The sequence below is a fragment of the Brevundimonas poindexterae genome (assembly GCF_020524625.1).
Taxonomy (GTDB): domain Bacteria; phylum Pseudomonadota; class Alphaproteobacteria; order Caulobacterales; family Caulobacteraceae; genus Brevundimonas; species Brevundimonas poindexterae_A.
Map to the genome: position 1 here is coordinate 84,479 of NZ_JAIVLL010000003.1, position 25,883 is coordinate 110,361.

General features: G+C 67.7%; 29 protein-coding genes. 10 read left to right on the forward strand and 19 right to left on the reverse strand.

Annotation, left to right across the window (positions count from 1 at the left end):
* The first annotated feature begins 1 nt into the window (after position 1).
* Positions 2-535, forward strand: a complete 534-nt coding sequence (gene rcdA, locus LC068_RS11110; protein ID WP_226637243.1) for a protease adaptor protein RcdA — start codon at positions 2-4, stop codon at positions 533-535.
* Positions 536-541: 6 nt separating this feature from the next.
* Here the strand turns inward: rcdA and LC068_RS11115 are convergent, their stop codons facing one another.
* Positions 542-2,149: a L,D-transpeptidase family protein gene (locus LC068_RS11115; protein ID WP_226637244.1), complete on the reverse strand. Its 1,608-nt coding sequence runs from the start codon at positions 2,147-2,149 to the stop codon at positions 542-544.
* Between the two features lie 159 nt (positions 2,150-2,308).
* On the reverse strand, positions 2,309-2,533 hold the full coding sequence (gene rpmE / locus LC068_RS11120; RefSeq protein WP_226637245.1) for a 50S ribosomal protein L31: 225 nt from the start codon (positions 2,531-2,533) through the stop codon (positions 2,309-2,311).
* A gap of 136 nt (positions 2,534-2,669) precedes the next feature.
* Between rpmE and LC068_RS11125 the strand changes: the two genes are divergently transcribed.
* Positions 2,670-4,532, forward strand: a complete 1,863-nt coding sequence (locus LC068_RS11125; RefSeq protein ID WP_226637246.1) for an ABC transporter transmembrane domain-containing protein — start codon at positions 2,670-2,672, stop codon at positions 4,530-4,532.
* A 9-nt stretch (positions 4,533-4,541) separates the two neighbouring features.
* On the opposite strand, the gene LC068_RS11130 is transcribed toward LC068_RS11125, so the two are convergent.
* Together LC068_RS11130 and efp are read right to left on the reverse strand one after the other, a co-directional pair.
* Positions 4,542-5,348 (reverse strand): inositol monophosphatase family protein, encoded by an 807-nt coding sequence (locus tag LC068_RS11130; protein ID WP_209119838.1) that lies wholly within the window; start codon positions 5,346-5,348, stop codon positions 4,542-4,544.
* 92 nt (positions 5,349-5,440) lie between these two features.
* Positions 5,441-6,007, reverse strand: a complete 567-nt coding sequence (efp, locus tag LC068_RS11135) for an elongation factor P (RefSeq protein WP_209119837.1) — start codon at positions 6,005-6,007, stop codon at positions 5,441-5,443.
* Positions 6,008-6,170: 163 nt separating this feature from the next.
* Here efp and LC068_RS11140 point away from each other — a divergent pair, with 163 nt between their 5' ends.
* Entirely contained in the window at positions 6,171-6,584 is a 414-nt protein-coding gene (locus LC068_RS11140) for a GNAT family N-acetyltransferase (protein ID WP_226637247.1), read from the forward strand.
* A 19-nt stretch (positions 6,585-6,603) separates the two neighbouring features.
* Here the strand turns inward: LC068_RS11140 and LC068_RS11145 are convergent, their stop codons facing one another.
* The 3 genes from LC068_RS11145 to LC068_RS11155 form a co-directional block, all read right to left on the reverse strand.
* Positions 6,604-7,110 carry a tryptophan-rich sensory protein gene (locus LC068_RS11145; protein WP_226637248.1) on the reverse strand — a complete coding sequence of 169 codons (507 nt, stop codon included), beginning with the start codon at positions 7,108-7,110 and terminating at the stop codon, positions 6,604-6,606.
* Positions 7,111-7,175: 65 nt separating this feature from the next.
* Positions 7,176-7,676 (reverse strand): bacterioferritin, encoded by a 501-nt coding sequence (bfr, locus tag LC068_RS11150; protein ID WP_226637483.1) that lies wholly within the window; start codon positions 7,674-7,676, stop codon positions 7,176-7,178.
* A gap of 167 nt (positions 7,677-7,843) precedes the next feature.
* Positions 7,844-8,029, reverse strand: a complete 186-nt coding sequence (locus LC068_RS11155) for a (2Fe-2S)-binding protein (RefSeq protein WP_226637249.1) — start codon at positions 8,027-8,029, stop codon at positions 7,844-7,846.
* Positions 8,030-8,149: 120 nt separating this feature from the next.
* Here LC068_RS11155 and thiE point away from each other — a divergent pair, with 120 nt between their 5' ends.
* The 3 genes from thiE to LC068_RS11170 all read left to right on the forward strand — a co-directional run bounded on the left by thiE (position 8,150) and on the right by LC068_RS11170 (position 11,283).
* Positions 8,150-8,794 (forward strand): thiamine phosphate synthase, encoded by a 645-nt coding sequence (thiE, locus tag LC068_RS11160; RefSeq protein ID WP_226637250.1) that lies wholly within the window; start codon positions 8,150-8,152, stop codon positions 8,792-8,794.
* Positions 8,795-8,861: 67 nt separating this feature from the next.
* Positions 8,862-10,547, forward strand: a complete 1,686-nt coding sequence (locus tag LC068_RS11165; protein WP_226637251.1) for a sensor histidine kinase — start codon at positions 8,862-8,864, stop codon at positions 10,545-10,547.
* Between the two features lie 46 nt (positions 10,548-10,593).
* The gene (locus LC068_RS11170) at positions 10,594-11,283 is read left to right on the forward strand and encodes a hypothetical protein (protein WP_226637252.1); all 690 of its coding nucleotides are present in this window, start codon (positions 10,594-10,596) and stop codon (positions 11,281-11,283) included.
* Here LC068_RS11170 and LC068_RS11175 read toward each other — a convergent pair.
* The 3 genes from LC068_RS11175 to LC068_RS11185 all read right to left on the reverse strand — a co-directional run bounded on the left by LC068_RS11175 (position 11,280) and on the right by LC068_RS11185 (position 13,586).
* Complete coding sequence (locus LC068_RS11175; RefSeq protein WP_226637253.1) at positions 11,280-11,651, reverse strand: YkgJ family cysteine cluster protein; 372 nt, start codon at positions 11,649-11,651, stop codon at positions 11,280-11,282. The two genes, LC068_RS11170 and LC068_RS11175, sit on opposite strands and share 4 nt — an antisense overlap.
* Before the next feature lie 274 nt (positions 11,652-11,925).
* Complete coding sequence (locus LC068_RS11180; protein ID WP_226637254.1) at positions 11,926-12,651, reverse strand: ABC transporter permease; 726 nt, start codon at positions 12,649-12,651, stop codon at positions 11,926-11,928.
* Entirely contained in the window at positions 12,651-13,586 is a 936-nt protein-coding gene (locus tag LC068_RS11185; RefSeq protein ID WP_226637255.1) for an ABC transporter ATP-binding protein, read from the reverse strand. The genes LC068_RS11180 and LC068_RS11185 overlap by 1 nt, the downstream gene beginning before the upstream one ends.
* Positions 13,587-13,673: 87 nt before the next feature.
* On the opposite strand from LC068_RS11185, the gene LC068_RS11190 reads away from it, so the two are divergent.
* Positions 13,674-14,174 carry a DUF2975 domain-containing protein gene (locus LC068_RS11190; protein ID WP_226637258.1) on the forward strand — a complete coding sequence of 167 codons (501 nt, stop codon included), beginning with the start codon at positions 13,674-13,676 and terminating at the stop codon, positions 14,172-14,174.
* Entirely contained in the window at positions 14,175-14,411 is a 237-nt protein-coding gene (locus LC068_RS11195) for a helix-turn-helix domain-containing protein (RefSeq protein WP_209119826.1), read from the forward strand.
* A gap of 50 nt (positions 14,412-14,461) precedes the next feature.
* On the opposite strand, the gene LC068_RS11200 is transcribed toward LC068_RS11195, so the two are convergent.
* The 4 genes from LC068_RS11200 to LC068_RS11215 form a co-directional block, all read right to left on the reverse strand.
* Positions 14,462-16,759, reverse strand: a complete 2,298-nt coding sequence (locus tag LC068_RS11200; RefSeq protein ID WP_226637259.1) for a M1 family metallopeptidase — start codon at positions 16,757-16,759, stop codon at positions 14,462-14,464.
* Between the two features lie 88 nt (positions 16,760-16,847).
* A complete protein-coding gene (locus LC068_RS11205) occupies positions 16,848-17,798 on the reverse strand; it encodes an alpha/beta hydrolase (protein ID WP_226637260.1) in 951 nt (316 codons plus the stop codon).
* Positions 17,799-17,805: 7 nt separating this feature from the next.
* A complete protein-coding gene (locus tag LC068_RS11210; RefSeq protein ID WP_226637261.1) occupies positions 17,806-18,996 on the reverse strand; it encodes a thiolase family protein in 1,191 nt (396 codons plus the stop codon).
* An 83-nt stretch (positions 18,997-19,079) separates the two neighbouring features.
* Complete coding sequence (locus tag LC068_RS11215) at positions 19,080-19,943, reverse strand: acyl-CoA thioesterase (protein WP_226637262.1); 864 nt, start codon at positions 19,941-19,943, stop codon at positions 19,080-19,082.
* 115 nt (positions 19,944-20,058) lie between these two features.
* Between LC068_RS11215 and LC068_RS11220 the strand changes: the two genes are divergently transcribed.
* Together LC068_RS11220 and LC068_RS11225 are read left to right on the forward strand one after the other, a co-directional pair.
* Positions 20,059-20,550 carry a winged helix-turn-helix transcriptional regulator gene (locus tag LC068_RS11220; RefSeq protein ID WP_226637263.1) on the forward strand — a complete coding sequence of 164 codons (492 nt, stop codon included), beginning with the start codon at positions 20,059-20,061 and terminating at the stop codon, positions 20,548-20,550.
* A 2-nt stretch (positions 20,551-20,552) separates the two neighbouring features.
* The gene (locus LC068_RS11225) at positions 20,553-21,305 is read left to right on the forward strand and encodes a glutathione S-transferase family protein (RefSeq protein WP_226637264.1); all 753 of its coding nucleotides are present in this window, start codon (positions 20,553-20,555) and stop codon (positions 21,303-21,305) included.
* A gap of 10 nt (positions 21,306-21,315) precedes the next feature.
* On the opposite strand, the gene LC068_RS11230 is transcribed toward LC068_RS11225, so the two are convergent.
* The 5 genes from LC068_RS11230 to LC068_RS11250 all read right to left on the reverse strand — a co-directional run bounded on the left by LC068_RS11230 (position 21,316) and on the right by LC068_RS11250 (position 25,881).
* Positions 21,316-21,885 carry a hemerythrin domain-containing protein gene (locus tag LC068_RS11230; RefSeq protein WP_226637265.1) on the reverse strand — a complete coding sequence of 190 codons (570 nt, stop codon included), beginning with the start codon at positions 21,883-21,885 and terminating at the stop codon, positions 21,316-21,318.
* The gene (mnmA, locus tag LC068_RS11235; RefSeq protein ID WP_404825213.1) at positions 21,878-23,095 is read right to left on the reverse strand and encodes a tRNA 2-thiouridine(34) synthase MnmA; all 1,218 of its coding nucleotides are present in this window, start codon (positions 23,093-23,095) and stop codon (positions 21,878-21,880) included. Before mnmA ends, LC068_RS11230 begins: the two co-directional genes overlap by 8 nt.
* A 105-nt stretch (positions 23,096-23,200) precedes the next feature.
* Positions 23,201-23,485, reverse strand: a complete 285-nt coding sequence (gene sciP, locus LC068_RS11240) for a CtrA inhibitor SciP (protein ID WP_209119818.1) — start codon at positions 23,483-23,485, stop codon at positions 23,201-23,203.
* Between the two features lie 173 nt (positions 23,486-23,658).
* On the reverse strand, positions 23,659-25,113 hold the full coding sequence (flgE, locus tag LC068_RS11245) for a flagellar hook protein FlgE (RefSeq protein ID WP_226637266.1): 1,455 nt from the start codon (positions 25,111-25,113) through the stop codon (positions 23,659-23,661).
* Positions 25,114-25,125: 12 nt separating this feature from the next.
* On the reverse strand, positions 25,126-25,881 hold the full coding sequence (locus LC068_RS11250; protein ID WP_226637268.1) for a flagellar hook assembly protein FlgD: 756 nt from the start codon (positions 25,879-25,881) through the stop codon (positions 25,126-25,128).
* Positions 25,882-25,883 lie beyond the last annotated feature (2 nt).

A 25,883-nucleotide genomic window follows, 5' to 3' on the forward strand; every position in this document is an offset into this window, starting at 1 on the left:
CATGCCCCACCCCCTGCCGGGTGCCGCCGCCGGAGACGCACGGCTGTCTGTGGTGACGGAGTTTGCCGGCTCGGACCTGTTCGACCGCACCTTCCGCGAAGGCATGGAACTGGTCGAAGAGACAGCGGCCTATCTGGATGGCGAGGGCCGTCGGGACTCCAAGCTGCTGTCGCGGGCGACCGCGCTCGCCTATGCGGGCGAAAGCATGCGCCTGACCACCCGGCTGATGCAGATTGCGTCCTGGCTGCTGGTGCAGCGGGCCGTGCGCGAAGGCGACATGACCGCCAGCGCCGCCTGTGAGCCGCGCTATCGCCTCGCCGCCCGAAAGATCGATGCCGAGACCCCGCCGCCCGCCGACCTGCCGATCGCCCTGGTCGAGTATGGCGTGCGGGCCGAGAAGCTCTACGACCGGATCCACTATCTGGACCGGCGCATGTACGTCGATGCCACACCGCCGGCGGACACACCCAACCCGGTTCAGAGCCAGTTCGACCGCCTGTCGGCGGCCTTCGGCGGAGGCCCTGCGGCCAGCTGATCCGGCCTACGGCCCGACGTCGTTCGCATCGACGCGGCCGTCCTGCACCGCGCGGGGCAGGGAGACGGCGATGCCGAGCGCCTCGGCCAGCTTTTCGTCGCGATTGTAGACGTCCTCGCGGAAGGCCACTCGGCCCTGACCGTCGACAAAGGCGGTCCAGTACAGCAGGCGCACGCCGATTTCCCGTCCGGTGGTCACACGGGTGGTGCGGCGGGTTTCCTGGGCCGTGTCGAACTCGGCCAGCTTCTGCGGGTCGGGCGACAGCAGCAGGCGGGCAAAGTCGACCGCGTCCTGCACCCGCACGCAGCCGTGGCTGCGGTGGCGATAGGCCAGGTTGAAAGCCGCCTTGGACGGGGTGTCGTGCAGGAAGATGGCGTAGCTGTCGCGCAGCTCGAACTTCACATAGCCGAGGGCCGAGTGGGGGCCTGCGCGCTGAATGACCGTGCCGTTCGAGACGTACATGTCATTGGCGGCCAGATAGCCGGGGCCACGGGGCAGGATCTCGTTCCGGGCAATGCCGGCGGGCACGTACCAGGGGGGATTGGCGACGACCGAGGCGAACGGCTTTTCGAGGCTGGGCGTCTGGTTGGCCGCAGAGCCGACCACGACCCGGTTCGAGTGAACGGGGCGCCCGTCCTTCCAGTAGACCATGATGGCGGCGGCCGTATTGACCTCGATCCGCTCGGGCTCGACGTCGCGAGCCAGCCAGCGGCGGCGTTCGAGGTTGAGGGCGATCTGGCGGGCGCGGTCCTCGGCCGAGGCCGAGAGAGACTGCTGGGTGCCCGAGCCGATGCGGGCGTCGACCACCAGGCCGTGACGAACCTGGAAGCTGCGGACCGCTTCCTGAAGCTCGGGGCCGTAGTAGTTGTCGGCCAGACCCAGAAGGCGCGCGCCTTCGGCCGCAGGCAGGTCGCCTTCCGCCACCAGACGCCGGATCAGGGTCGGGATGCGGCGATCCACGTCGCCGGGCTCGATATTGGCGCCGATGCTGAAGGTCGGCCAGCCACCGTCCTCGCGGATCATGCGGCGGTAGCGGACATAGCCCGCCGACAGATTGTTGTAGCCGATGTCGGTGGGGGCCAGACCCTCGTACCAGGACACCAGGTCGCGATTCAGGGCCTGATAGAGGCCGAGCGGCAGGTCGATGCGGTTCTTGCGCATCTCCCACAGGTCCTCGACCGTCTCGGGGCGGATGCGACCCTCGCTGAGCACGCGGGCGTAGCGCAGGGCGGCGGCCGTGGTCAGCATCTCGGCCATGCCGCGATTGGCAGCCAGGGCGTCGAAGTCGAAGAAGTCGTACTGGGCCAGACCGTGGCGCTCGGCCTTCGAGGCTGCGTTGCGGAGGGCCTGGAGGCGCGGCGCCGTCCAGACAGGCGTCCAGCCGTTCATCTCATAGAAGGCGCGCACGTCCGGCTGCTCGATCTCGGGCAGGCGGGCCAGCTGGTCATTGAAGCTGTTGTAGAAGGCGACGGCGGCCGGATCGCGCGACGGGGGAACGCCTTGAGGGCGGCCCATCGGCGGGTCCTGCGGGGCATTCTGCGCATGGGCGGCCTGGGCGGCCCCCATGATGGCGGCGGTGGCCGCTCCCAGACCCAGTTGTCGACGCGTAATCATCTGGCGTGTGCCGTTCCGTTCGTGGCGAAGGGCGGGTGCGCCCCCGTCAAATCATAATCGACGCCAGCTTATCGGCGTTCCAGACAAACAGAAAGCGCCGCCCCCGAGGGACGGCGCTCTGTGTCTTCCGGGACGCACCCGAGAAAGTCAGGCCGAAGCCTACTTCTTCATGAAGCCGCCGAACTTCGAGTTGAAGCGCGACACGCGACCGGCGCGGTCCATCAGGTGCTGGTTGCCGCCGGTCCAGGCCGGGTGCGTCAGCGGATCGATGTCCAGGTTCAGGGTCGCGCCTTCCTTCTGGTAGGTCGAGCGCGTCTGGTAGGAGGTGCCATCCGTCATCGTCACGGTGATGAAGTGATAGTCGGGGTGGGTGTCCGCTTTCATCGCGTTGGTCCGGTCTGTTCGGGCGCGGTGACGATGCCGACCGTCGGTGCGCAAAAATGGGAAACCCGCCGAAAGCTCCGGCGGGAGAGGGGCGGCGTTTACACCGGGTAGCGTTCCGGGGCAAGAGGCGCAGGCCATGACCGCCACGCCCCCGTCTTCCCCCACCGTTGCCGATCCGGATGCCGGAGCCCAGGGTCGCCCCGGCGCGGGCGCCCAGTTGAGCGAGCGGCTGAGCGAGGCGGGCGAGCGCCGCAGCCGGCAGAAGGATATCCGCCCGCTTCTGCGCCTGTGGCCGTTCGCCGTCCAGCACCGGGGCCATGTGGCCCTGTCGGTGTTCTGGCTGCTGATGTCGACCGGAGCGTCGCTGGGCCTGACGGTGACTTCGCGCGGGGCCATCGACAACGGATTCGAGGCCGGGGGCACCCGGCTGGACTTCTGGTTCCTGCTGCTGGGCCTGAATGCCCTGTTCCTCGGGGTGTCATCGGCGGTGCGGTATTATTTCGTGACGCGGACGGGCGAGCGGATCATCGCGGACCTGCGCACGGCGCTGTTTCGCCGGGTGCTGACGCTGGATCCGGCCTTCTTCGTGCGGATGAGGACGGGCGAGGTGCTGTCGCGCCTGACGACGGACATCCAGCTGATCGACACCCTGATGACGACGTCCATCAGCTTTGCCCTGCGCAATCTGCTGACCATGATCGGCGGGCTGATCCTGCTGTTCGTGGTCAGTCCCAAGCTGACGGGGCTGGTGCTGCTGGTGGTGCCGCTACTGATCCTGCCGCTGTTCCTGTTCGGGCGGGTGGTGCGGAAGCTCACGGTCGCATCGCAGGACCGCTTTGCCGAGGCCGTCGGATTTGCCGGCGAGAGCGTCGATGCGATCGAGACCGTGCAGGCGTTCGGGCGCGAGGCCTCGACCATCGGACGCTTTGGCGCATCGGTCGAGGCGGCGTTCGGCGTGTCGCTGAAGCGGATCCGCGCGCGGGCGTGGATGACGGCCATGATCATCACCCTGATGTTCGGGGGGGTGACCCTGGTGCTGTGGCTGGGCGCGCAGGATGTGATCGCCGGCCGGATGTCGCCCGGGGCGCTGCTGCAGTTCGTGCTGCTGTCGGTGTTCGTCGCCGGAGCCGTCGGTGCGCTGGGCGAAAGCTGGGGCGATGTGCAGAAGGCCGCCGGTGCCATGCAGAGGGTCGACGAGCTGATGCGGGCCTCGCCCGACATTCGCCCGCCCGCGCGGCCCGCCGCCCTGCCGCAGCCGCCCGTGGGTGCCGTGGAGATGCGCGAGGTCAATTTCGCCTATCCGGGGCGGCCGGACCTGCCCGCCCTGAAGGACTTCACCCTGGCCGTGCAGCCGGGCGAGACCGTGGCGCTGGTCGGGCCGTCGGGGGCGGGCAAGTCGACGGTCTTCCGCCTGTTGCTGCGCTTCTATGATCCGCAGTCGGGGCAGGTGAGGGTGGACGGGGTCGAGGCCTCGACCGTCGACCCGGTCGACCTGCGGGCGCGCTTTGCCTGGGTCTCGCAGGAGGCGCCGCTGTTCTCGGGATCGGCGCTGGAGAACATCCGCTTCGGTCGTGAGGATGCGCCGCTGGAGGACGTCCGGGATGTGGCCGAACGGGCCCAAGCCCTGTCCTTCGTGGAGGCCTTGCCGGAAGGGTTCGACACGCCGCTGGGCGAGCGGGCGCGCAGTCTGTCGGGCGGCCAGCGCCAGAGGCTGGCCATCGCCCGGGCCCTGATCCGTCAGGCGCCGATCCTGCTGCTGGATGAGGCAACCAGCGCGCTGGATGCCGAGAATGAGCGTCTGGTGCAGGTGGCGCTGGATGAGGCCATGCAGGCGCGCACGACCTTGGTGATCGCCCACCGTCTGGCGACCGTGCTGCGGGCCGACCGGATCGTCGTCATGGACGAAGGGCGTGTGGTCGAGGTCGGCACCCACGCCGAGCTGGTCGCGCGCGGCGGTCTGTACGCCCGTCTGGCCCGGCTGCAGTTCCGGGCCGACTGAACCGGCGGATCAGGTCGCGCGCAGGATGGCGGCGATCTGGGGATGCAGGTCGGAGTTGGCGACCAGGATTTGCTGGCCGTCGTGCACATTGCCGGTGCCGTCGATGGTCGAGGCCACACCGCCGGCCTCGGTCACGAACAGCAGGCCCGCCGCCACGTCCCAAGGCTTGAGATTGCGCTCCCAGAAGGCGTCGTAACGACCGGCGGCCACCCAGGCGAGGTCGAGCGCCGCAGAACCCAGACGCCGGATGCCGGCGACCCGCTGGCCCATGGCGTGGATGTCCTTGATCGCCTGGCCGTGGCCCGTCTTGCCCATGAAGGGCAGGCCCGTGCCGATCAGGCACTGGCTGAGGTCCTTGCGGCCGGTCACGCGGATGCGGCTGTCGTTCAGATAGGCGCCCTTGCCCTTTTCGGCCCAGAACAGCTCGTTCATCACCGGGTTGAAGGTGACGCCCGCCACGATCTCGGCCGTACCGTCCGGCGCGCGCCGCTCCAGCGCCACGGTGATGGCGAAGTGGGGCATGGCGTGCATGAAGTTGGTGGTGCCGTCGATCGGATCGACGATCCAGGTGTGCGACTTGTCAGTCCCCTCGATCAGGCCGCGCTCCTCACCGAGGAAGCCATAGCCCGGGCGCGCCTTGGTCAGCAGTTCGAACAGGGTCTGCTCGGCCTTGATGTCGGCAGCGGTGACGAAGTCGGCGGGGCCCTTGCGGGACACCTGCAGCTGGGCGACCTCGCCGAAGTCGCGCAGCATCGGACGGGCGGTCTTGCGGACCGCGTCGATCATGGTTTGCAGAAGGGCAGAGGCGAGGGCCATGGGGAATCTCCTGGTCCACAAGTCCTGAAAGGCATCGGCCCGGACAGGCGGAGAAGTTCAAGAAAGAGGACGGCCCGGCTGGACCGCCCGGATCAGTCCGCGCGGCGGACGTATTCGCCGGTGCTGGTGTCGACCACGATCTTTTCGCCCGTCGACATATAGGGCGGGATCATGATGCGCACGCCGTTGTTGGCGATGGCCGGCTTGTAGGAGGACGAGGCGGTCTGGCCCTTCACGGTCGGCTCGGTCTCGACGACCTCGAGGACGACCTGCTCCGGCAGTTCCAGGCCGATCGGACGACCCTCGTGGCTCTCGATCACCACCTTCATGCCTTCCTGCAGGTAGGGGATGCGGTCTTCGCCGACCCAGTCCTTCTGCAGTTCGATCTGCTCGTAGTTCTCGTCGTCCATGAAGACCAGCGAGTCGCCGTTGTCGAACAGATAGGAATAGTCCCGCTGTTCTAGGGTGACGCGCTCGACCTTGTCTTCCGACCGGAAGCGCTCGTTCAGCTTGTTGCCGGTCTCGAGGTTCTTGGCCTCGACGTTGGCGAAGGCGCCGCCCTTGCCCGGCTTGACGTGGCTGGCCTTGGTGACGACCCACAGGCCGCCGTTGTGCTGCAGGACCATGCCGGGCTTGATGGTGTTGCCGTTGATTTTCATAGGGTCACAGGGGGATGGGGCGGCGCGGACGGCGCCTCTTTGAACTGGCGCGGACCCCTAGAGCACACCGTTGAAAAGGGCAAGGCTGCCTCCAGATTGCATCTTGCCGAACAACGCAACCGGAGATAAGAAATAACGTCGATACACACTCAGGGGTAGAAACATGACCGCGACCACAGTTGATGCTGCTGACGTCGAGTACATTCTGAGCCTGAGCGACGAGGACCTCGCCGCCGAGCTGGTGACCGCCGGTGCCGGCACGGAGTACGACGACCCCGGTGTGGAGAGCGCGCTGATGATGGTCGCGAAAATCTCGAAGAGCTCGACCGCCTTGCCGGGCAACTGGTTCCTGGAACGGGCGGAAAGAATGTTTCGCCGGGCCTGGCCCACAATCAGAGGCCCGATATGCCGCGCCTACAAAGACAATCCTGAATTGGAATTTGGCGGCGTTGAGTGGCTGACCTACCTGATCAATGTCGTAGCGCCTGGGTCTGGCATCGGCAGCCGCCTTGTGGCCCGCCTTATCCGATGGGCCGTCAAGGAAGGGCTCGACGCCCTTTGCGAGGTTGACACCTAGCCCACCGGATCAGGTGCGGTCAGTTGGCGTCGTCCACGCGATTGGCCAGCCGGACGCCGGATCCTATGGGCGAGGCCATCTTGCCCGCCCGACCGTCCATCTTGCGGGCCTCGTGGGCGAAGGCGGCGGCCATGCCGGCCGATGACATGGCGGCGGCGATCTGCAGCCAGCGGCTGGCGGGCCGGAGCGCAATCCAGACGGCATTGACGACCTGGGCGGCGCCCCACAGGCCGAGCGCACGCGTACGCTCGGGGCGCGCCGGGGCATTCCAGACGCGCAGCGCCGACAGGGTGGTGGCCGAGAACATGGCCGGCAGGATCAGGCCCAGCGAGCCGCGAGGGCGTTCCGTGACCGGCTGGTCCTCGCCGCCCTTCCGACGCGGTCGGATAGAGAGATTGGCGATCGTGGCCGCAGCGAAGGCAAAGCCCACGGTCAGACCCACGCCCATCAGGACGTGCGAGCCCTCGCGGTCGCGGGCATTGATCAGGTCGACCGCTTCGTCGCGGACGTCATCAAGGTCGAGCATTCCGTCACCTCCAGCCTTCGGAGGGAATGACCCGGACCGACGTCCGTTCCCGATCCGTTGCCCGATCAGTTCCCGGTGGCGCCCGCGTCGGTGACGATCTCCTTCATCGCCGACTGCAGATAGTTCTGGGCGCCCATCAGCTCGATCAGCTTGTGCTGGTTCTCGAGGAAGTCGATGTGCTCCTCGGTGTCGGCGAGGATGCGCATCAGAAGATCACGGCTGACGTAGTCGCGGGCTTCCTCGCACTGGGTGACGGCGGCCGAGGTGGCCTTGCGGCTGTCCAGCTCGAGCTGGAGGTCGGCGCCCAGGCATTCTATGGGATCCTCGCCCACCTTCAGCTTGTGCAGGTCCTGCAGGTTGGGCAGGCCATCGAGGAACAGGATGCGCTTGATGAGCATGTCGGCATGCTTCATCTCGCCGATCGATTCTTCGTAGATGACGTTGCCGAGGTGCGACAGGCCCCAGCTCTCGAACATGCGGGCATGCAGGAAGTACTGGTTCACCGCCGTCAGTTCGTTGGTCAGCACCGCATTGAGGGTGCGGATGATCGCCGGATCGCCCTTCATGGCCGAGGCCCTTCTCATTGGAGGCGGCTGATCCGCGGTCGCGCGGAATCATCGCCTGTTTCAAGCACGGGCGAAGTGTAGCACAGGGCCGGGATGCGGCCAAAAATAATCTGATATTTCAGTAAGATGAGAACGAGTTTGCGTTTCGCTCTCGACAGGCGCGGTGGCTATTCGGCCGCCATGGCCCAGGATTCCCGAGTGTCCTGAATGATCTGGCGCATTTCGCAAACGCATTTGGCGCACTGGGCGGTGCACTGGTTGTGGGCGAAGACCTCACGCGGGCGGGTGGCGCCGGCATCGATGGCGCGGGCGACGTCGCGGGGTCGCAGGCCGTTACAGTTACAGACATACACGGGCAGGCACGCCAGGCTAGTTGATAACGCCTCGCTATAGCATCGATAAGGGCGACTGCAAATCGTTCGCATGCGCATTCCGGCGTTGACGAATGCGGCCCGGCGTCGCACTTGCGGCGCATGGCCAAGATCCCTGCCTCGACCCGCCCGCCGTGCCGGCTGTATCTGATCACGCCGCCGGCCCTGCCCGATCTGGCGGGCTTTGCGGATCGCCTCGGCGAAGCGCTGGACGCGGGGGACGTGGCGGCCCTGCAGATCCGCCTCAAGGACGTGCCCGACAACGACATCCGTCGCGCCGTCGAGGTGCTGGCGCCCGTGGCCCAGGCCCGCGGCGTGGCCGTCATCATGAACGACCGGGCCGATCTGGCGCGCGGGTGCGACGGTGTGCATCTGGGCCAGCAGGACGGCTCGGTGGCCGAGGCGCGGCGCCTGCTGGGCGCGGACGCCATGATCGGCGTGACCTGTCACGACAGTCGGCATCTGGCCATGGAGGCCGCCGAGGCCGGGGCGGACTATGTGGCCTTCGGCGCCTTTTTCCCGACGCGCACCAAGGCGGTGCAGCACGTCGCGAAGCCCGACCTGTTGGCGATCTGGCAGGAAACCATGGAGATTCCGTGCGTGGCCATCGGCGGCATCACTGTGGACAATGCCGCGGACCTGGCCCGGGCCGGGGCCGATTTCGTCGCCGTGAGCAGCGGCGTCTGGGATCACCCGCGTGGACCGGGTGCGGCCGTACGAGAGTTGAACACTGCAATTCGCGCGTAAGCTTCAGGGGATATTAAAGGCCGGACCTTAAGCATCACGGGCTGTTTGAGTGATGTGGATAAGCCGAATGCCTCTCAGCCCCGCGCTGGATGTCGCCAAGCCTGCCCGGCCCGACGCTGCCTCGATGAGGCCGGCGACTGTCACCGAACGTGTCAGCGAGCCTGTATTCTCGCAGCCGTTGGTACCGATCCTGACGGCGGTGGGCGTGGCCCTGCTGATCGTGCTGTCGATCAATTTCGCCCGGACAGCGGGCCTGGTGGCCGCGCTGTGGGGCGCCGGCGGTCTGGCGACCGTGGTCTGGCTTCGGACCTCGCGCGGCAATGTCTATGACCTCGCCTATGGTGGGCTGGTCGCCCTCGGCATTCTTGTCGGGGAGTTCCTGGTCGGAAATCCGCCGCTGCTCTCGGTGATGTTCACCGTTGCCAATATGATCGAGATTGTGCTGGCGGTGACGTTGGCCCGCCGGTTCGCGCCGGGCCTGAACCTGAGCACCGTCACCGGATGCGGGCGATTCCTGCTGGGGGCGGCGCTGATTGCGCCCGTTCCTGCGGCCCTGTTCGCCGCGCTGTGCCTCTATGCCATGAGTGGCGCGGACATTGGCGCCTCCTTCCAGACATGGTGGTTCGGACATGCCTTGGGGCTGGCCATCATCGGGACCTTTGGTCTGGCGCTGACGCGCGGGCACATGCAGGTGCTGCGCCGTCCGTGGAAGGTCGTCGAGACACTGGTGCTTCTCGGCCTGCTGACCGCCGCCTCGGTGCTGGTCTTCTGGTTCGCTACGGTTCCGATGAGCTTCATCGTCATCCCGCTGCTGATCCTGATCGCCGTGCGGCTGCGCGTGCTCGGCATTGCCACGGCCCTGATGATCACCACCGTCATTGCCGTGGGCAGTGCCATGCTTGGACATGGTCCGTTCGCTCTGAGCGGCGAGGTGGCGGACCGCGCTGTGCTGGCCCAGGTGATGGTCCTGCTGGGCTTCCTGCCCATTCTGCTGGTGGCGGCCCTGCTGGAAGAGCGCGATCTGCTGGCCGAGCGTGCGCGCGCCGGTCAGGTGCGGGCCGAGCGGGCCTCGGAGGCCAAGTCGCGCCTGCTGGCCAATGTGGCCCACGAGATCAAGAGCCCCGTGGGGGGCATTATCGGTATCGGCGAGCTGTGGAAGTCCGGGCAGATCGGTGAGGTCACCGATGCCCAGAAGGACATGGCCGACATGCTGGTCCGCACCTCGCGTCAGATCGAGGCCCTGTCGCATGACCTTCTGGACGTCGCCCGCGCCGAGTCGGGTGCGGTTAAGGTCGATCTGCGGCCCACGGATGTGCACGGTGTGCTCGAGGACGTGGCCCGCGTCACGGCGCTGCGTCCGGATGCGGCGGGCGTCCGGATCGAGATGGAATGCGCCGTCGACGGCATGGTGGTGCTGGCGGACTCGCAGCGTCTGGCGCAGGTGCTCGGCAATCTGTCCAGCAATGCGGTCAAGTATGGCGGATCCGGGGGGGTGGTGACGCTCAAGGCCATCCGCGTGACCGGCGCCGTGCGGATCGAGGTCATCGATCGCGGCCCCGGCCTGTCGCCGGAGAAGCAGGCGCAATTGTTCGAACCGTTCAACCGGCTGGGTCTGGAACGCTCGACCATCGAGGGCCACGGCATCGGTCTGGCGCTGGCCAAACGTCTGGTCGAACTGCAGCGCGGGGATATTGGCGTGGTGTCAGAGCCCGGGGCAGGGGCCACCTTCTGGGTGGAGCTGCCGGCGGCCTGATCTGCAGCACTTGCGCTCGGCAGGCGGGCGGACGATGGTTCGCCCCATGAAGATGACCTCGCTGATCCCGTCCGGCGCCGCCGCGGCCCTCGCGCTTGCCGCTATCGCGTTCGCACCCGCCGTCGCCTCGGCCCAGGAGGCCGATGCCAGCGACATCACCCGCGACCTGAACAGTGGCCCGCCCGTGGCCACTCCGACACCGTCACCTGTCCCTGTGCCCCGCCCGGCACCCGTGCCCCGTCCGGCGCCCGTGCCCCGGCCTGTACCCACACCGACCCCACAGGCTCAGCCTCAGCCTTCGACAGAACCCGAGGCCGTTGCGCCGCCGGCAGCGCCGGCTCCCGGGGTGGCGACGGCTCCGGCTGCGCCTGCGCCGGTTGCCCTTACGCTGGCCGAGCGCCGGGCCCTGCCGTTCCGCATCGACCTGCCGGCGGACGGCGCCCTGTATGCCGGCCGATCAGGACCGGACTTCGACATCTATTCCGTTCGTCGCGAGGGCCGCGGCCTGCTGATGATCTATGTCGGACCGACCCCGGACTTTCCCATCTATACCGGCGAGGAGCGTCAGCGGGCCGGACGGCGATCCATCGTGGTGACCGAGGATGGCAAGACCCTGGCGCTGGAGCACCTGTTCCGTCTCCGCGATGGCGTGCAAATCCACATCTGGGTGTCGGCCGTTACCGACGAGGACCGCGCCCTGGCCGATGCGATCGGCCATACGATCGAGCCGCGCTAGGCGGCTCTTCGTACCGGCCGGGTCTGTCCGTCGGGTAGCAGGCGCAGGCCGCGCGCCCCGGTCATGATCAGGACCTCCTGTCCCGCACGGGCCCAGGCCGCCAGGGTTTCCTGATAGGGCGCGCGCCGCCAGTCGTGGGGTCGAGCCGCGTCGCATTCGACGATCAGGCGGCGGCCCTGATCCTCGCTGTGCAGGACAAAGCCACAGGTGGAGGGCTTCCACTCCGGCCCGAGGGCGTCGGTCAGCAGCCACAGGCAGTTGAAGATGCGACAGTCGACGGGGCGGTCAGCGTAGATCCGGCATCCTGCCGACTTGCTGAAGTGGCTGCACCAGCGGCCGGCCGGCTTTTCGAGGGCGGTGACGCCCATCAGCTTGCAGCACAGGCCGCAGCCGTCACACGACCGGTCCGACGCGCCTTGCAGGGTCAGGTTTCCGACCGCACGGCCAGGTCACCTCCGGCCATTTCCAGATCGTCGAGCGGGCCGTCCTTGGGCATCGTCGTCTCCTGCTGCGCGGAAAGGCTTGCCATGAGGGGGCCGAATCCGCAAACCTGCAAATGATTATCAATTACGACTCAGGGAGGCGGCCATGATCCTGATGATGGCGCCGGCGGGCGGGCTGGCACGGCTGCTGGATTTCGACCTAGAGCACCTCGCGCCTCGACAGGTGCCAGAGGGCAAGGGTCAGGACCAGCAGGCCCCCGCCCAGACCCAGCCCCAGCGCGGTGTGCATGCGCCATCCGTCGGTCGCCAGCATGTTGATCGGCATCTGCCAGGGCAGGAAGACGCCGATGCGGGCCGAGGTGGCGACCACGGCAAAGAAGGTGCCGCCGATCCCGACCACCAGCCCCGGAACGAAGCTTGAGAAGCGGAGCGCCAGCCACAACTGGACCGCGATCAGCAGCACCGCCGCCAGATAGATGCGCCCCATGGTCTCCAGATAGGCCCGGGTCTCGAATGCGCCGGTCGGGTCGAGCTGCGGCTTGAGGGTCACCGCCAGTCGCACTGCGGCCCAGCTCAGCACGAGGACTGCGACGCTCATAAGGGCGACCACGAGGAAGACGCTGACGGCCTTGGCGGCATAGAGGGTCCAGCGGCGCAGGGGCAGGGCGCGAAGGTGGTCCCATGAGCGGGGGCTGTGCTCCATCTGGGCGACGAGGGCGGTAAGGGCCGTCACGCTCATCGGCAGCATGAAGAAGGCCCAGATCCCGAGGCAGCCGATCATCCACATGTCCCACGGCTGGGGGGTCTTGCCGCGCAGCACATTGAAGAAGGTAAAGACGGCGATCAGGCCGGGGGCGGCGACCGCGAGGGCGGCGGCCAGCGAGCGATTGAGTTTGCGCAGTTCGACAGTCAGAACCCGTAGCATCAGGCAGCCTCCTCGGTCGGGGTCGGGGACATCAGGGTGATGTCGCGATAGATGTCTTCCAGGGACCGGGGGCAGGGGCTCAGCTCATGCACCCCGATACCGGCCTCGACCAGGGTGCGGTTCAGCTGGCGCGCGACGCCCGGCGCATCATCGGACGGCCGCAGGCTGACCAGCCCCCCTTCCGGTTCGACGGACAGCGTCAGGCCCAGACCCGCCAGCAGGGCGCGGGCCTGCTCGGGGGCATCGCAGCCCAGTCTCAGGCGGGGCGCCTGACCGGCGCGCAGACTGACCAGATCATCTTCGAGCACCAGACGGCCCTGATGAACGATGCCGACGCGGTCGGCGACGTGCTCGACCTCGCCCAGCAGGTGGCTGGACAGCAGGACGGTGGCCCCGGTGCGCACCGGCAGGTCGCGCAGGAAGATCCGCATGTCGGCAATGCCGTCGGGGTCGAGGCCATTGGTGGGCTCGTCGAGGATCAGCACCGCCGGGGATCCCAGCATGGCCCGCGCAATGCCCAATCGCTGGCGCATGCCGAGCGAATAGCCGCCCACGCGGCGATCGGCCTGTCGGCGCAGGTCGACGATCTCCAAGACCCGGTCGACCTCATTGCGGGACAGGCCCAGGAGGGTGCGGGTGATGTCCAGATTCTCGCGCCCCGAAAGGTGGGCGTAGAAGCCGTGGGCCTCCAGCAGGGCGCCCATGCAGCGTGCGGCGCCCAGCCGGTCGGCCCGGGCATCGATGCCGGCGATCCGGATCGTGCCTTGGTCGGCGCGGATCAGGCCCAGCAGCATCTTGAGCGTCGTGGTCTTGCCGGCCCCGTTACGGCCCATGAATCCATAGACACAGCCTTTGGGGACATTCAGCGAAACGGCGTCGACGGCAAGGGTGGCGCCGAAGCGACGCGTCAGGTTTCGGGTCTCGATGGCGAGCATGTGCAGCCTCTCGTGTTTTAACTCTTGTATAAAGTTGCGAGGCGTGGAAATTTAAGTCAAGATTAAAGTTCAGACAGGAAGGATCCCATGGCCGCTGACGACCTCGCCCGCTTTCGCACCCTGTGTGGCCACTACCGATGGCTGGCCGTGTTCATGGTGGTCAGCGTCGGTGCCCTGCTGGCCCTGATGTATTTCGTGGCTCCGGCGATCCTGGCGGCGCGGGGAGACTTCAGGGGCACGCCCAACGGCTGGCTGAGCGCGGTGGTCTGGGGAGCGCCGTCGCTGTTCTACCTCTATGCCGTCTGGTCACTGGGCCAGGCCATGGGGCGTCTGGCCAAGGGTGACCTGATCCAGCCCACACTGGCACGGGCGCTGAGGCGGGTCGGGCTGGCCCTTGGGATCGGTGGTGTGCTGAGCGTGTTCGGCGTGACCAATCTGACGCGGCTCATCCAGAGCGGGCATGGGGGCTGGCTGCATTTCGACGTCAGCGGCATGACGCTGGGCATGATCGGCGGGGCGCTGTTCCTGCTGGGCCGGGTGCTGGACCAGGCGACGGCCGTTCAGGCCGAGCTGGACGAGATGATCTGAATGCCCGTTCGCGTGACCCTTGATGCCGTTCTGGCCAAGCGCGGCCGGACGGCGCGCGACCTGGCCGCCGAAGTCGGCCTGAGCGAGACACAGATGTCCCTGTTCCGGTCGGGCAAGGTGAAGGGCATCCGCTTTTCGACCCTCGCCCGAATGTGCGCGGCGCTGGGGTGCCGGCCCGCAGACCTGCTGGACTACGAGCACGACCCGGCGGATCTGGCCGCTCCCGAAAACGACTGAGGGCGCGCTCCTCGCGGAACGCGCCCCCGATGTCGTCGGTGTAGTGAGGCCTAGCGGCGCGGGAAGTAGTTGTTCTCGCGGTCGGCGTCGGCGGTCTCCCAGTTGGGATCGACCTCTGTCTGCACCAGGGTCTTGTCGGTCACATACTGCCAGCTGACTTCCTGGTTGTTGAAGCGCCAGATCTCGGCCGGGATGCGGACGATCTCGCTGGTGCCGTCCTCGAAGGTCAGCTTCAGGATGATCGGCATCACCACGCCGCCGACGTTCTTGAAGGTGAAGCGGTAGACGTTCGAGTCGAACGAGTCGGCCTCGGCGATCATGGCCGTCATGCCGTCACGGGCGCCCTGGCCGATGGCCCGGCGCTGCTCTTCGGTCAGCGGATAGCCGTGGTCGGCGGTGTCGTCGTAGGCATCGATGCCCGGATTGCGCTCGATAACCGTCTCGATGCCGCTGTTGTTGGCGACCGTCAGCGGCACCGGCGGGGTGTCGTTGTTGGTGTTGCCCCCCGTGGACGGGCGACGGGCCGGACGGTCGGCATCGGTTTCCGGACGGGCCTTGATGACGTTCTCGACCGAGATGTCGACGTGGTCGGTCGAATAGAACCAGCCGCGCCAGAACCAGTCGAGGTCCATGCCCGAGCTCTCTTCCATGGTGCGGAAGAAGTCATAGGGCGTGGCGCGCTTGAACTGCCAGCGGCGCGCATATTCCTGGAAGGCGCGGTCGAACAGCTCGCGGCCCATGACGGTCTCGCGCAGGACGACCAGGGCGGTGCCGGGCTTGCGGTAGCCGATATTCCCCTGATTCAGGGCGGTGTCGTAGCGGGTCATCAGGGGGACCTGATTGTCCGATGTCATATAGCCGATGATGCCGCGCGGCTCGCCGCTGGCCGGGAAGTCCGGGTCCCACAGCTTGGTCGCCTGGTATTCGAGGAAGGTGTTGATGCCCTCGTCCATCCAGGTCCACTGACGCTCGTCGCTGTTGACGATCATCGGGAAATAGATGTGCCCGATCTCGTGGATGATGACGTCGACGAGAGCGTATTTGGTGCGGTCGCCGTTGATGATGTTGCCTTCGGCGTCCCGCGTCGGACGGGCGCCGTTGAAGGTGATCATCGGGTATTCCATCCCGCCCACCGGGCCGTTGACGGACTGGGCCGTGGGATAGGGGTAGGGGAAGGTGAAGGAGCTGTAGACGTCGATGGCGTGGGCCACGGCGCGGGTGGAATAGGTATCCCACATCGGCCGCGCTTCCTTGGTGTAGAAGGACATGGCCATCACGGTCGGGGCGCCGGGCGCGTCCTGTTCGACGGCCATGGCATCCCAGACGAAGCCGCGCGAGGACGCCCAGGCGAAGTCACGGACGTTCTCGGCCCGGAAGCGCCAGGTGCGGGTGTCGGTGGAGCGTCCCTGTTCGCGGGCGAGGGCCTCGTCGGGCGTGACGACATAGACCGGCTCGTCGGTGCTGCGACGGGCCTCGGCCATGCGGGCCTGCTGCTCGCGGGTCAGGACGTCGCGGCCGTTCTGAAGCTCGCCCGAGGCGGCCACGATGTGGTCCGCCGGAACGGTGATCGAGACTTCGTAATTGCCGAACTCGAGGGGGAATTCGCCGGAGCCGAGGAAGGGCAGGGTGTGCCAGCCCTCATAGTCGGAGTAGGCGGCCAGGCGCGGGAACCACTGGGCCGCCTGGAAGATGCAGTTGCCGGCGGGCGTCGGCCCGGGGAAGCACTCATAGCCGCTGCGGGCGCCGGTCACGGCGGTCTCGCCGAACGGCATGCGGTAGCTCATGTCGAACACAAAGGTCTCGCCGGGCGCCAGCGGACGCGGCAGGTCCACGCGCAGGAGGGCGTCGACCTGGGTGGTGTTCAGCGCGCGACCGTCGGTGCCCTTGACCTGGATGTCCGAGAAGCCGCCTTCCCAGGTTTCGCTGCGCGCCAGCCCCAAGGTCTCATAGCGGCTGTAGGTCTCGGACGAGGAGGAAGGCGAGGCCACGCTGGCCATCGAGCCCTTGGCCATGTCCTGCTGGTCCAGCAGGATCCAGACGTAGGTCAGGGTGTCTGGCGAGTTGTTGTGATAGGTGATCCGCTGGCTGCCGCTGAGGGATTTGGTATCCTCGTCGAACCGAACGTCGATGACGTAATCGACCTGCTGCTGCCAGTAGCGGTATCCGGGCGCGCCCGAAGCGGTGCGATAGTCGTTGGGGCTGGGCCAGCCCTCGCCCTCGAACTGGCGGAAGGCATCCTCATAGGTGCCGCGGCTCTGGTCGACGGCGCCGACACTGACCTGGGCCATGGCGGACCCCGCCATGAGGGCCGCCGTCCCGACGGCAGCAAGCAGAAGACCGATACGCATGGAAACCCCACTGGATTGAACACCCCGAATGGGCGGGGACCTTAACGGGCCGGCGGGGGGGCGCAAGCGGCGGAATATTACAGACAGTTCACAGTCCGCGTCGGCCCAGCCAGCCCTGGACCAGTTGCGGCCAGGCCGCGGCGGGCCGGCCCTCGATCAGGCGGATGCCAAAGCCATGGCCGCCCTCCTCGAACAGGTGCATCTCGACCGGCACGGCGTCGCGGCGGAGGGTGTCGGCCAGCATGAGCGAATTCTCGACCGGCACGGCGGTGTCGTCCATGGCGTGAAGCAGGAAGGTCGGGGCCGCGCCCTGCCAGTCCATCTGTTCCAGACTGTAGGCGGCGATCCGGTCGGGGGAGGGGTTTTCACCCAGCAGCTCGCGCCGCGACCCGGCGTGGGCGAAGGGGTCGGTCAGGGTCGCCACCGGATAGAGCAGGATCAGGGCATCCGGCCGGTGCGAGGCATCGTCGAGGGCATCGACCGCGGCATAGGTCGCATCGCGCCGGGCGCCCAGCAGACCGGCCAGATGGCCACCGGCGGAAGCCCCCAGCACGACCACCTGCTCCGGCGAGCGGCCCTCGGCCAGCGCCTGACCCCGGACCAGTCTCAGGGCGCGCTGGGCGTCCTGAAGCGGGGCGTCGGGCCCGGCGGCCCATCCGTCAGCGGGCAGGCGATAGCGCAGGACGTAACAGGTGTAGCCCATGGCGGCGAACACATGCGCGCAGTCCATGCCCTCCTTGTCGACCACAGCCCAGCGATAGCCGCCGCCCGGAATCAGCAGGAGGGAGACACCGTTGGCCTCAGCCGGCCGCACCACGGTCAGCAGGGGGTCGCGCGTGTGTTTCGCGATCCGGTCGTGATAGCCGGGGTCGGTCGAGCGCTCGATCACCTCGGCGGTGACCGTCACGGCCTCGCCGCCCGGCGCCGCGCCGGGCCACAGGCGCAGTGTTTCGATCGTCGGTTCGTCGGCGGCCAGCGCCAGACCGGGCGACATCAGCCCCAGAGCGGTGAGACCCAGAGCCTGCCGCCGGTCCAGCATGGCGGGATCAGACCCGCTCGACGGCCATGGCGACGGCTTCGCCGCCACCGATGCAGAGCGAGGCCACGCCCTTCGTCTTGCCTTCGGCTTCCAGCGCGCCGAGCAGGGTGGCGAGGATACGGGCGCCCGAGGCCCCGATCGGGTGGCCGAGGGCGCAGGCGCCGCCGTTGATGTTCACCTTGTCGCGGCTCATGCCCATTTCCTTCATGGCGATCATCGGCACGACGGCAAAGGCTTCGTTGATCTCCCACAGGTCGACGTCGTCGACCGACCAGCCGGCCTTCTTCAGGGCCTTCTGCATGGCGGGCACGGGGGCGGTGGTGAACAGGCCGGGCTCATGGGCGTGCGCCGCGTGGGCGACGACCCGGGCGACGATCGGCAGGTTCATGGCCTTGGCGACGCTCTCGCGGGTCATGACCAGGGCGGCGGCGCCGTCCGAGATCGAGCTGGCATTGGCGGCGGTGATGGTGCCGTCCTTGGCGAAGGCTGGACGCAGGGTCGGGATCTTCTCGGGGCGGGCCTTGCCCGGCTGTTCGTCGGTGGTGACCGTCTCGGTGCCCTTGCGCGTGGTCACCTCGACCGGGGTGATCTCGGCCTCGAAGGCGCCCTTTTCGATGGCGGCATTGGCGCGGCGCAGGGACTCGATGGCGTATTCGTCCTGCTGCTCACGGGTGAACTGATACTGGCCGGCGGTGTCTTCGGCGAAGGCGCCCATAAGCTTGCCGGGGGTGTAGGCGTCCTCGAGACCGTCCATGTACATGGTGTCGACGATCACATCGTGGCCGATGCGGGCGCCGCCGCGGTGCTTGTTCATGACGTAGGGGGCGCCGGTCATCGACTCCATGCCGCCGGCGACGATGACGTCGGCTGTGCCGGCAAGAAGAGCATCGTGACCCATGATGGCGGCCTGCATGCCCGAGCCGCACATCTTGTTGACGGTGGTTGCCTCGACATGTTTGCCCAGACCGGCGCCGATGGCGGCCTGTCGGGCCGGGGCCTGGCCCAGACCGGCCGGCAACACGCAGCCCATGAAGATCTGCTCGACCTTGTCGGCGGGGACGCCGGCACGATCGACGGCGGCCTTGACGGCGGTGGCGCCCAGATCGGTCGCCTTCACGCCGCTCAGGGCGCCCTGGAAGCCGCCCATCGGGGTGCGGGCAAAGGCGACGATGACGACGGGATCATTGGATTGGGTCATGGAAAACTGTCCCTGAACTCGAATTTGGATGGGGGCTAGATCGGCCTTTGTGCGCTGCAACGCAAGTCTGTTCGCAGCTGCGGTCAGTCGGCGGGCGGGCGGCGGGGGCCGAACAACTTGCGCCTCTGCCGGGCCAGAGCCAGCGGACGGCCGTCGGGCGCGAAGGCCACGCCGTCGTCCAACGCCCAGCCCCCGGAGACGTCGCGGGTGCAGAACTGGAAGATGGCCCAGCCCTCCGGCGACGTGTCGGGCGTGATGGGCTCGATCAGGTCATAGCGCAGATCGACGCTGGCCGACGGCACCGGCGGCAGGGGCAGCACGCTCATGTAGGACGGGAAGATGCCGTCCAGCAGGAAGCACAGGGTCAGCTCGTCCAGAGGCCGGCCGTCGCGCGTGCGCATCCAGAGTCGCAGCGTCGGGTCGGTCAGGGGCGCGCCGCCACCCAGCTTCGGGCCGCCGTCGAACCGGTGCTCGATATAGCGCGTGAACCAGGGGGCAAGGCGCGGGTCGACCGGCGTGGGATCAAGGGCATCGAATGGCGTGGGCGAGGGCGTGAGGGGCCGCACCTCCGGGCCGTGGCCCAGCGTGCCAAAGGTCCCCATGGCCGTCAGGGCCGGTCGACCGGGCTGTCCCGCGCGGACGGAGGCATAGGCTACGGATCGACCGCCCCGGTCGAGGGAGGGCGTGAAGGTGATGCCCTCGAACCGGGCGGCGGCCAGATACTGCACCGTCAAAGTCATCAGCGGGGGCTGGATATCCAGACCCTCACGCATGGCCCGCACGGCCAGCGCCGCCATCAGGCCCCCGAAAGGAGCCCCCCTCAGCGGGTCGGTGGCGAGGGGCGCATTGGAGAAGTCCGGGGTCAGGGTCGCGATGCGCGCGACGTCCTCGCCAGGGCGCAGCGCAAGGGCGTCATCAAGGGACTGGACAGGCTCGGAGAGGGTCATGGGGCTACAGGTGCGGCGAGTGCATTGCTAAAAAGGACGGACGTCGGAGCATAGAGGCAGGGTTCAGAATAACAACCCACTTGCAATCAGGCTGCCGTGACGTCACTTTTTGCACATGGGACGCACCGCAGACTATTCCCGACAGAGCTGTTCGATCGCCGCCACCCTCGAGGTGATCGGCGATCCATGGACGCTGCTGGTCATTCGTGACGCCTTTCAGGGCGTGAGCCGCTTCGAGCAGTGGCAGGACCGCCTGGGCGTGGCGCGCAATGTGCTGGCCGCCCGGCTCAAAACCCTGGTCGCGCATGGCGTGCTGGAGGTCCGGCCCTATTCGGAACGGCCCCCGCGCAACGAATATGTGCTGACGGCCAAGGGCAAGGATCTCTCGGACGTGTTGCTGACGATGCACGGCTGGGGCTCCAAGCACCTGTATGGCGAGGCAGACTCGGGCGTGACCTTCACCCACAAGACCTGTGGGTCGGAGCTGTCGCCGCGTCTGGCCTGTTCCTGCTGCGGCGAGATCGTGAAGCGGAGCGACATCGCGGTCGCCTTTGAAGCTGACCGGCCCACGGTCGCCGATGTGCTGCCCAAGGACGAAGCGGCCTGATCGTGTCGCCGGCCGTCACCCTGATCGGCAGCCCGGTCTCGCCTTATGTGCGCAAGGTGCTGGCCTGCTGCGCCATCAAGGGTGTCGAGGTGAAGGTCGACCCGATCTCCCCGTTTCTGGGGGACGACGGCTTTTCGAAGATCAGCCCGCTGAGGCGTATTCCGGTCTGGATCGAGGGTGACTTCACCCTGTGCGACTCGAGCGCCATCGTGCAGTACATCGAGGAGACGCGGTCCGGGCCGGCGCTGTGGCCGGCCGATCCGAAGGCCCGGGCGCAGGCGCGCTGGCTGGAGGAGTACGGCGACACCCGGCTGTTCGACGTTCTGGGCTGGAAGCTCTTCTTCCAGATGGCGCTCAAGCCGCACTTCTTCGGCGGCGAGACGGACCAGGCGGCGGTCGCCCATGCGCGCGACGTCGAACTGCCCGAGATCCTCGACTATCTGGAGAGCGTTTCGCCGCAGGAGGGCTTCCTGTTCGGCGAGGCGGTGTGCGTGGCGGATTTCGCGGTGACGGCGGCGTGCATGAACCTTGAGACGATCCGGGTGCGGGTGACCGCCGACCGCTGGCCGCGTTTTGCAGGCCTGATCGCGCGGGTACAGGACACACCGCTCGGCAATCTCAACCGGCTGGCGGGACGTCTGATGAGGGCGCCGCTGGAGCAGCATCGCGATTTGCTGCCGGAGTTCGGGCTGGCGGCGACGGAAACGACCCTGCTGGGCCGCGAGGTCCGACGCGGGCCGATGACGGCGAACTAGGCGGGCACCGTCAGCGGATCCCGTCCCCCTTCAGGGCGATAAGGGGGATGACGATGTCTTCCTCGTCGTCGAGATGGCGCGTCAGCGAGGGCAGGGCCGCGTCAAAGGCATCGGCCAGCCGGTGGGCCGGCGAGGCCGCATCCGGTGCATTGCCGGCCACCGCCATGTGAAATCCCCGCCCGGCCTCGAACAGGGCCTGCAGATGGCCATGGACAGCGTCGTGATCCCGGTCCAGCAGGTCTATGCCTGCGGCGATGTCGGGCTCCATCTGGCGGAAAACCGGGAAATAGTGCCCGCTCTCGATGCGATGATGACCGTCCAGGTGCTGCAGGAAGGCCTGCAACGCCGGGATCAGCTGCGCATGCAGGCCCCGGGGATTGGCGGGGTCCGCCCGAAAGGCCGTGGTCAGGCCGGTCATGTGGTCGCCGTGGTGCCGGAAACCGGCATGCATCTGCAGCCAGTGCGCAGCGACGGGGTTCAGCCCGGCCTCGCCCCATCGGCTGCGCGGAAAGCGGTCGCGAAGGGCCAGCCACTCGCCCGGCAAACCCTGCCGATGCGCCAGATCGAGGGGATCAGACAACCGCGGTCGTGCTCGCGATGAAGCCACCGCCCAGCAGGCGGTCCGGATCGGCCGGGTCGTAGAGGGCGCAGGCCTGACCCGGAGACACGCCTTCCTCGCCCTCGTCGAAGGCCACGCCGACCGCGTCGCCGTCACGGAACAGGCGGGCGGGCAGGGGCGGGCGGGTCGAGCGCACGCGGGCCAGCACCGGACGCCCGGCGGCGGCGGCCGTCTGGATGTCGGCTTCGTCGCCCAACCAGTTGGTCTCTTCCAGAGTCAGCGAACCGGTCAGCAGGGCCTCACGGGGCCCGACGATGACGCGGCGGGTCTCGGGCTCAAGCCGGACGACGAACAGGGGATCGCCCACAGCGACGTTCAGGCCCCGGCGCTGGCCGATGGTATAGTCGGTGATGCCGGAGTGGGTGCCCAGCACGCGGCCGTCCATGTGCACGATCTCGCCCGCCTCACGCCCTTGCGGACGCAGCCGGTCGATCAGGGTCCGATAGTCGCCGGACGGCACGAAACAGATGTCCTGGCTATCCGGCTTGGCGGCGATGCGCAGGCCGAGGTCGGCCGCCAGACCCCGGACCTGGGGTTTTTCCAGATCGGCCAGCGGGAAGCGCAGATAGTCCAGCTGGTCGCGGGTGGTGGCGAACAGGAAGTAGGATTGGTCGCGCGAGGGGTCGATGGCCTTGCGCATCTGGCTGCGGCCGTCGGGGCCGACGGCGCGACGCACATAGTGGCCGGTCGCCATGGCCTCGGCGCCCAGATCGCGCGCGACATCCAGCAGGTCGCGGAACTTGACGGTCTGGTTGCAGCGGATGCAGGGGACCGGCGTGCGCCCTTCCAGATAGCTGTCGGCGAACTGGTCGATCACCGCCTCGCGGAAGCGGCTTTCGTAATCGAGCACATAGTGGGGGATGCCGAGGGTCTCGGCGGCCAGACGGGCGTCGTGGATGTCCTGACCCGCGCAGCAGGCGCCCTTCTTCTTGAGCGCAGCACCGTGATCGTAGAGCTGCAGCGTGACGCCCACGACGTCATAGCCCGCCTTGTGCAGCAGGGCCGCCACCACGGTGGAGTCCACGCCGCCGGACATGGCAGCCACCACGCGCGATCCGACCGGCAGGCCCACAGCCGCGCGCGCGGAGGCGATGGCCGCGTCCATGTCGGCCGGAGCCATCGCGGGAATGGGGCAGGCGGTATCCTGCGGGCGGGAGATCACCGTGGTCATGCGCGGCATATAGAGGGCCTGCCCGGCTTTTTCGAGGCTCCGATACGCAGATGGCCGCCCCTGCGTCGCAGGAGCGGCCATCTCAAGCCTTCGGGGAGAAGAAGCCTAGTTGCGGTAATGCTGGATGCGGGTCGTCCGCAGCCCCTGCATGCCCCACTTGTCGATGGCCTTTTGCCAGGCCAGGAATTCCTCGGCGGTCAGGCGGTAGCGCGCCAGTGCATCCTCAAGGCTCAGCAGCCCTCCGCGCACAGCGGCCACGACCTCGGCCTTCCGGCGGATCACCCAGCGGTCCGTGTTGACCGGCGGCAGATCGCGCAGGGTCAACGGCGTGCCCGTGGGGCCGACCACATAGGCTTCACCGTCCTTGTTCAGTCGTCGCTCTTGCAACATGGGCTTATGCCTCTTTCACCACCATCACTGAGCGGAACCATAAGCCTCTGGCGCTAAAGGCCGTTTAAGCGTCGTGGTGAAGGAAGGGCTAACGCGCCGCCGCCGGGACGACGCGTTTCGCGGGGCTGAAAGGGTCATTTTTTCCATCGAATTCGACCTCCTCAGGCCCCGGATCAGCGTTTGATGCTGATCAGTTCGGCCAGCATTTCGTCGGCCGTGGTGATGATCTTGGACGAGGCCGAATAGGCCCGCTGGGTGGTGATCAGGCCGGTGAACTCGGCGGACAGGTCGACCGTGGAGGCCTCCAGCTGGGACGCGCCGATGTAGCCGGCGCCGCCCGATCCGGCCGTCTTGAGGTTGAACGTGCCGGAGCCCTGGCTGACGCGGAAGGCGTTGCCCGCCACCTCGGTCAGGCTGTCGGCGCTGGGGAAGGTGGCGATGGCGACCTGGGCGATCTTGCGGGTCACGCCGTTGTCGAAGATGGCGGTCACGAAGCCGCGTTCGTCAATCTTGACCTCGCTCAGGTTGCCGAAGGCCGTACCGTTGGTGATGGTGGCCTGGACGACCGAGGCGCTGTCGTACTGGGTCAGGCCACCGGCGGCGGCCGTCAGGTCGAAGGACAGGGTCTGCTCGTCGATGCCGAGGCCCGCAGCCCAGTTGAACTCGCCCGCCGCCGGAGCGCCGGCGCTGGAGGCGCCGAAGTCCAGGGTGGCGGTGGCCGGGTCGGCGAACAGGGCCTGGGCGCCCAGGGCCTGCATGGCGTTGACGTCGAGACGGCCGTCCTGGGTGAAGGCCACCAGACCGGTCTTCAGCTGACCGTTGGCCAGACCGGCACCGGTGACGACGTCGCCGGACGGAATGGCGCGGATTTCGGCATACCACTGGTTCGGCGTGGTGCTCTTGAGGAAGGACATGGCGATGGTGCGCTGGCCGCCCTTGGAGTCCGAGACCGGAATGGTGACCTCGAAGTCGGGCTTCACGCCCGTGCCGGTTTCCGGATCCCACATGGCCATGGAGTTGGTCAGCGGGTCATAGGCGGTCGGCCCCGGCGGGACGGCGGCCGCGTCGGTCGCCTCGCTGGAGATCACCTGGCTGGATTTCAGGTTGGCGTTCAGCTGGATGCGGGTGGTGGCCTCGGCCGTGCCGCCGACTGAGCCGACGTTGATGGTGCGCAGGCGCGACAGGTCGGACGGGTCGGTGGCGATGTCGCCGTTGGCATCGACCGGCCAGCCCTGCAGGTACAGGCCCGCCGTGTTCTTCAGATAGCCGAGGTTGTCGACGCGGAAGGCACCGGCGCGGGTGAACAGGCGGGTGTCGGTAACCTCAAGGTTTTCCGGCTTTTCCGTCACGACGAAGAAGCCTTGACCGGCGATGCCCAGATCGGTGGCCGAGGTCGTGCGCTGCAGCTGACCGTTCTGGCTGATGAAGTGGCGGGCGGCCGCCTGGACGCCACCGGCCGAATAGCCGGACCCCTGGCTCTGGCTGTTGACCACGGTAGCGAACTCGCTGCTGGTCCGCTTGTAGCCGACGGTGTTCACGTTCGCGATGTTCTGCGAGATCGCGGCGAGGGCGGCGGAGTTGGCGGTCAGGCCTGAAACGCCGGCCAGCAGGGCGCTGTTGATGCTCATGGGGTACTCTCCTTAGGACAGGAATTTCAGGGGGTTCATGGCCGAGGCAATCGAGGCCATCAGGCTCTCGTCCTCTTCCGGATCGGTGGGTGTGGTGGGGCTGGCCGCGCTGCCTTCCTGCAGGGCGATCACGCTGCTGAGCGGCAGGATGGAGCCGCCCACGGTCAGATACGGCTGGCCGTCATAGAGCTCGACGCCCGAGATGCGGCCGCGGATCAGGACCTGGCTGTCGACGGCCTCTCCGGCGCCGTCCTTGGCCACGACCTTCAGCGTATAGACACCGCCTTCGGACACCTGGCCGCCGCCGGTCGTCTGGCCGTTCCAGGTGAAGTCGTGCACGCCGTCGGTGGTCTCGGGGGCGTCACCCGACCAGACGACATTGCCGCTGCCGTCGACGACCTGGAGGGTGACCTCGGCGGCGTTGCCGGCCAGCTCATAGCTCCAGGAGGCCTCGCCGTCCTCGAAGCGGGTGGCGGACCAGACGGCCGTCGCGTCCTTGCCGATATAGGTGGCGGCCGTGTTCAGGCCGGTGCCCTGCTGGGCGGCCAGCAGGCTGGTTAGCAGGTCGTTGGTCAGCAGTTGCTGCTCGACGCCGGCCATCTGGGTCAGCTGCGCGGTGAACTCGTTGGAATCGACCGGGGACAGCGGGTCCTGGTTCTTCAACTGGGCGGTCAGCAGGCTGAGGAAGGTCTCGAAATTGCTGAACAGGCTGGTCGTACCGGCCCCGATCCGGTTGGCGGCAGCATTGGTGGTGATGGCATCGACCATGG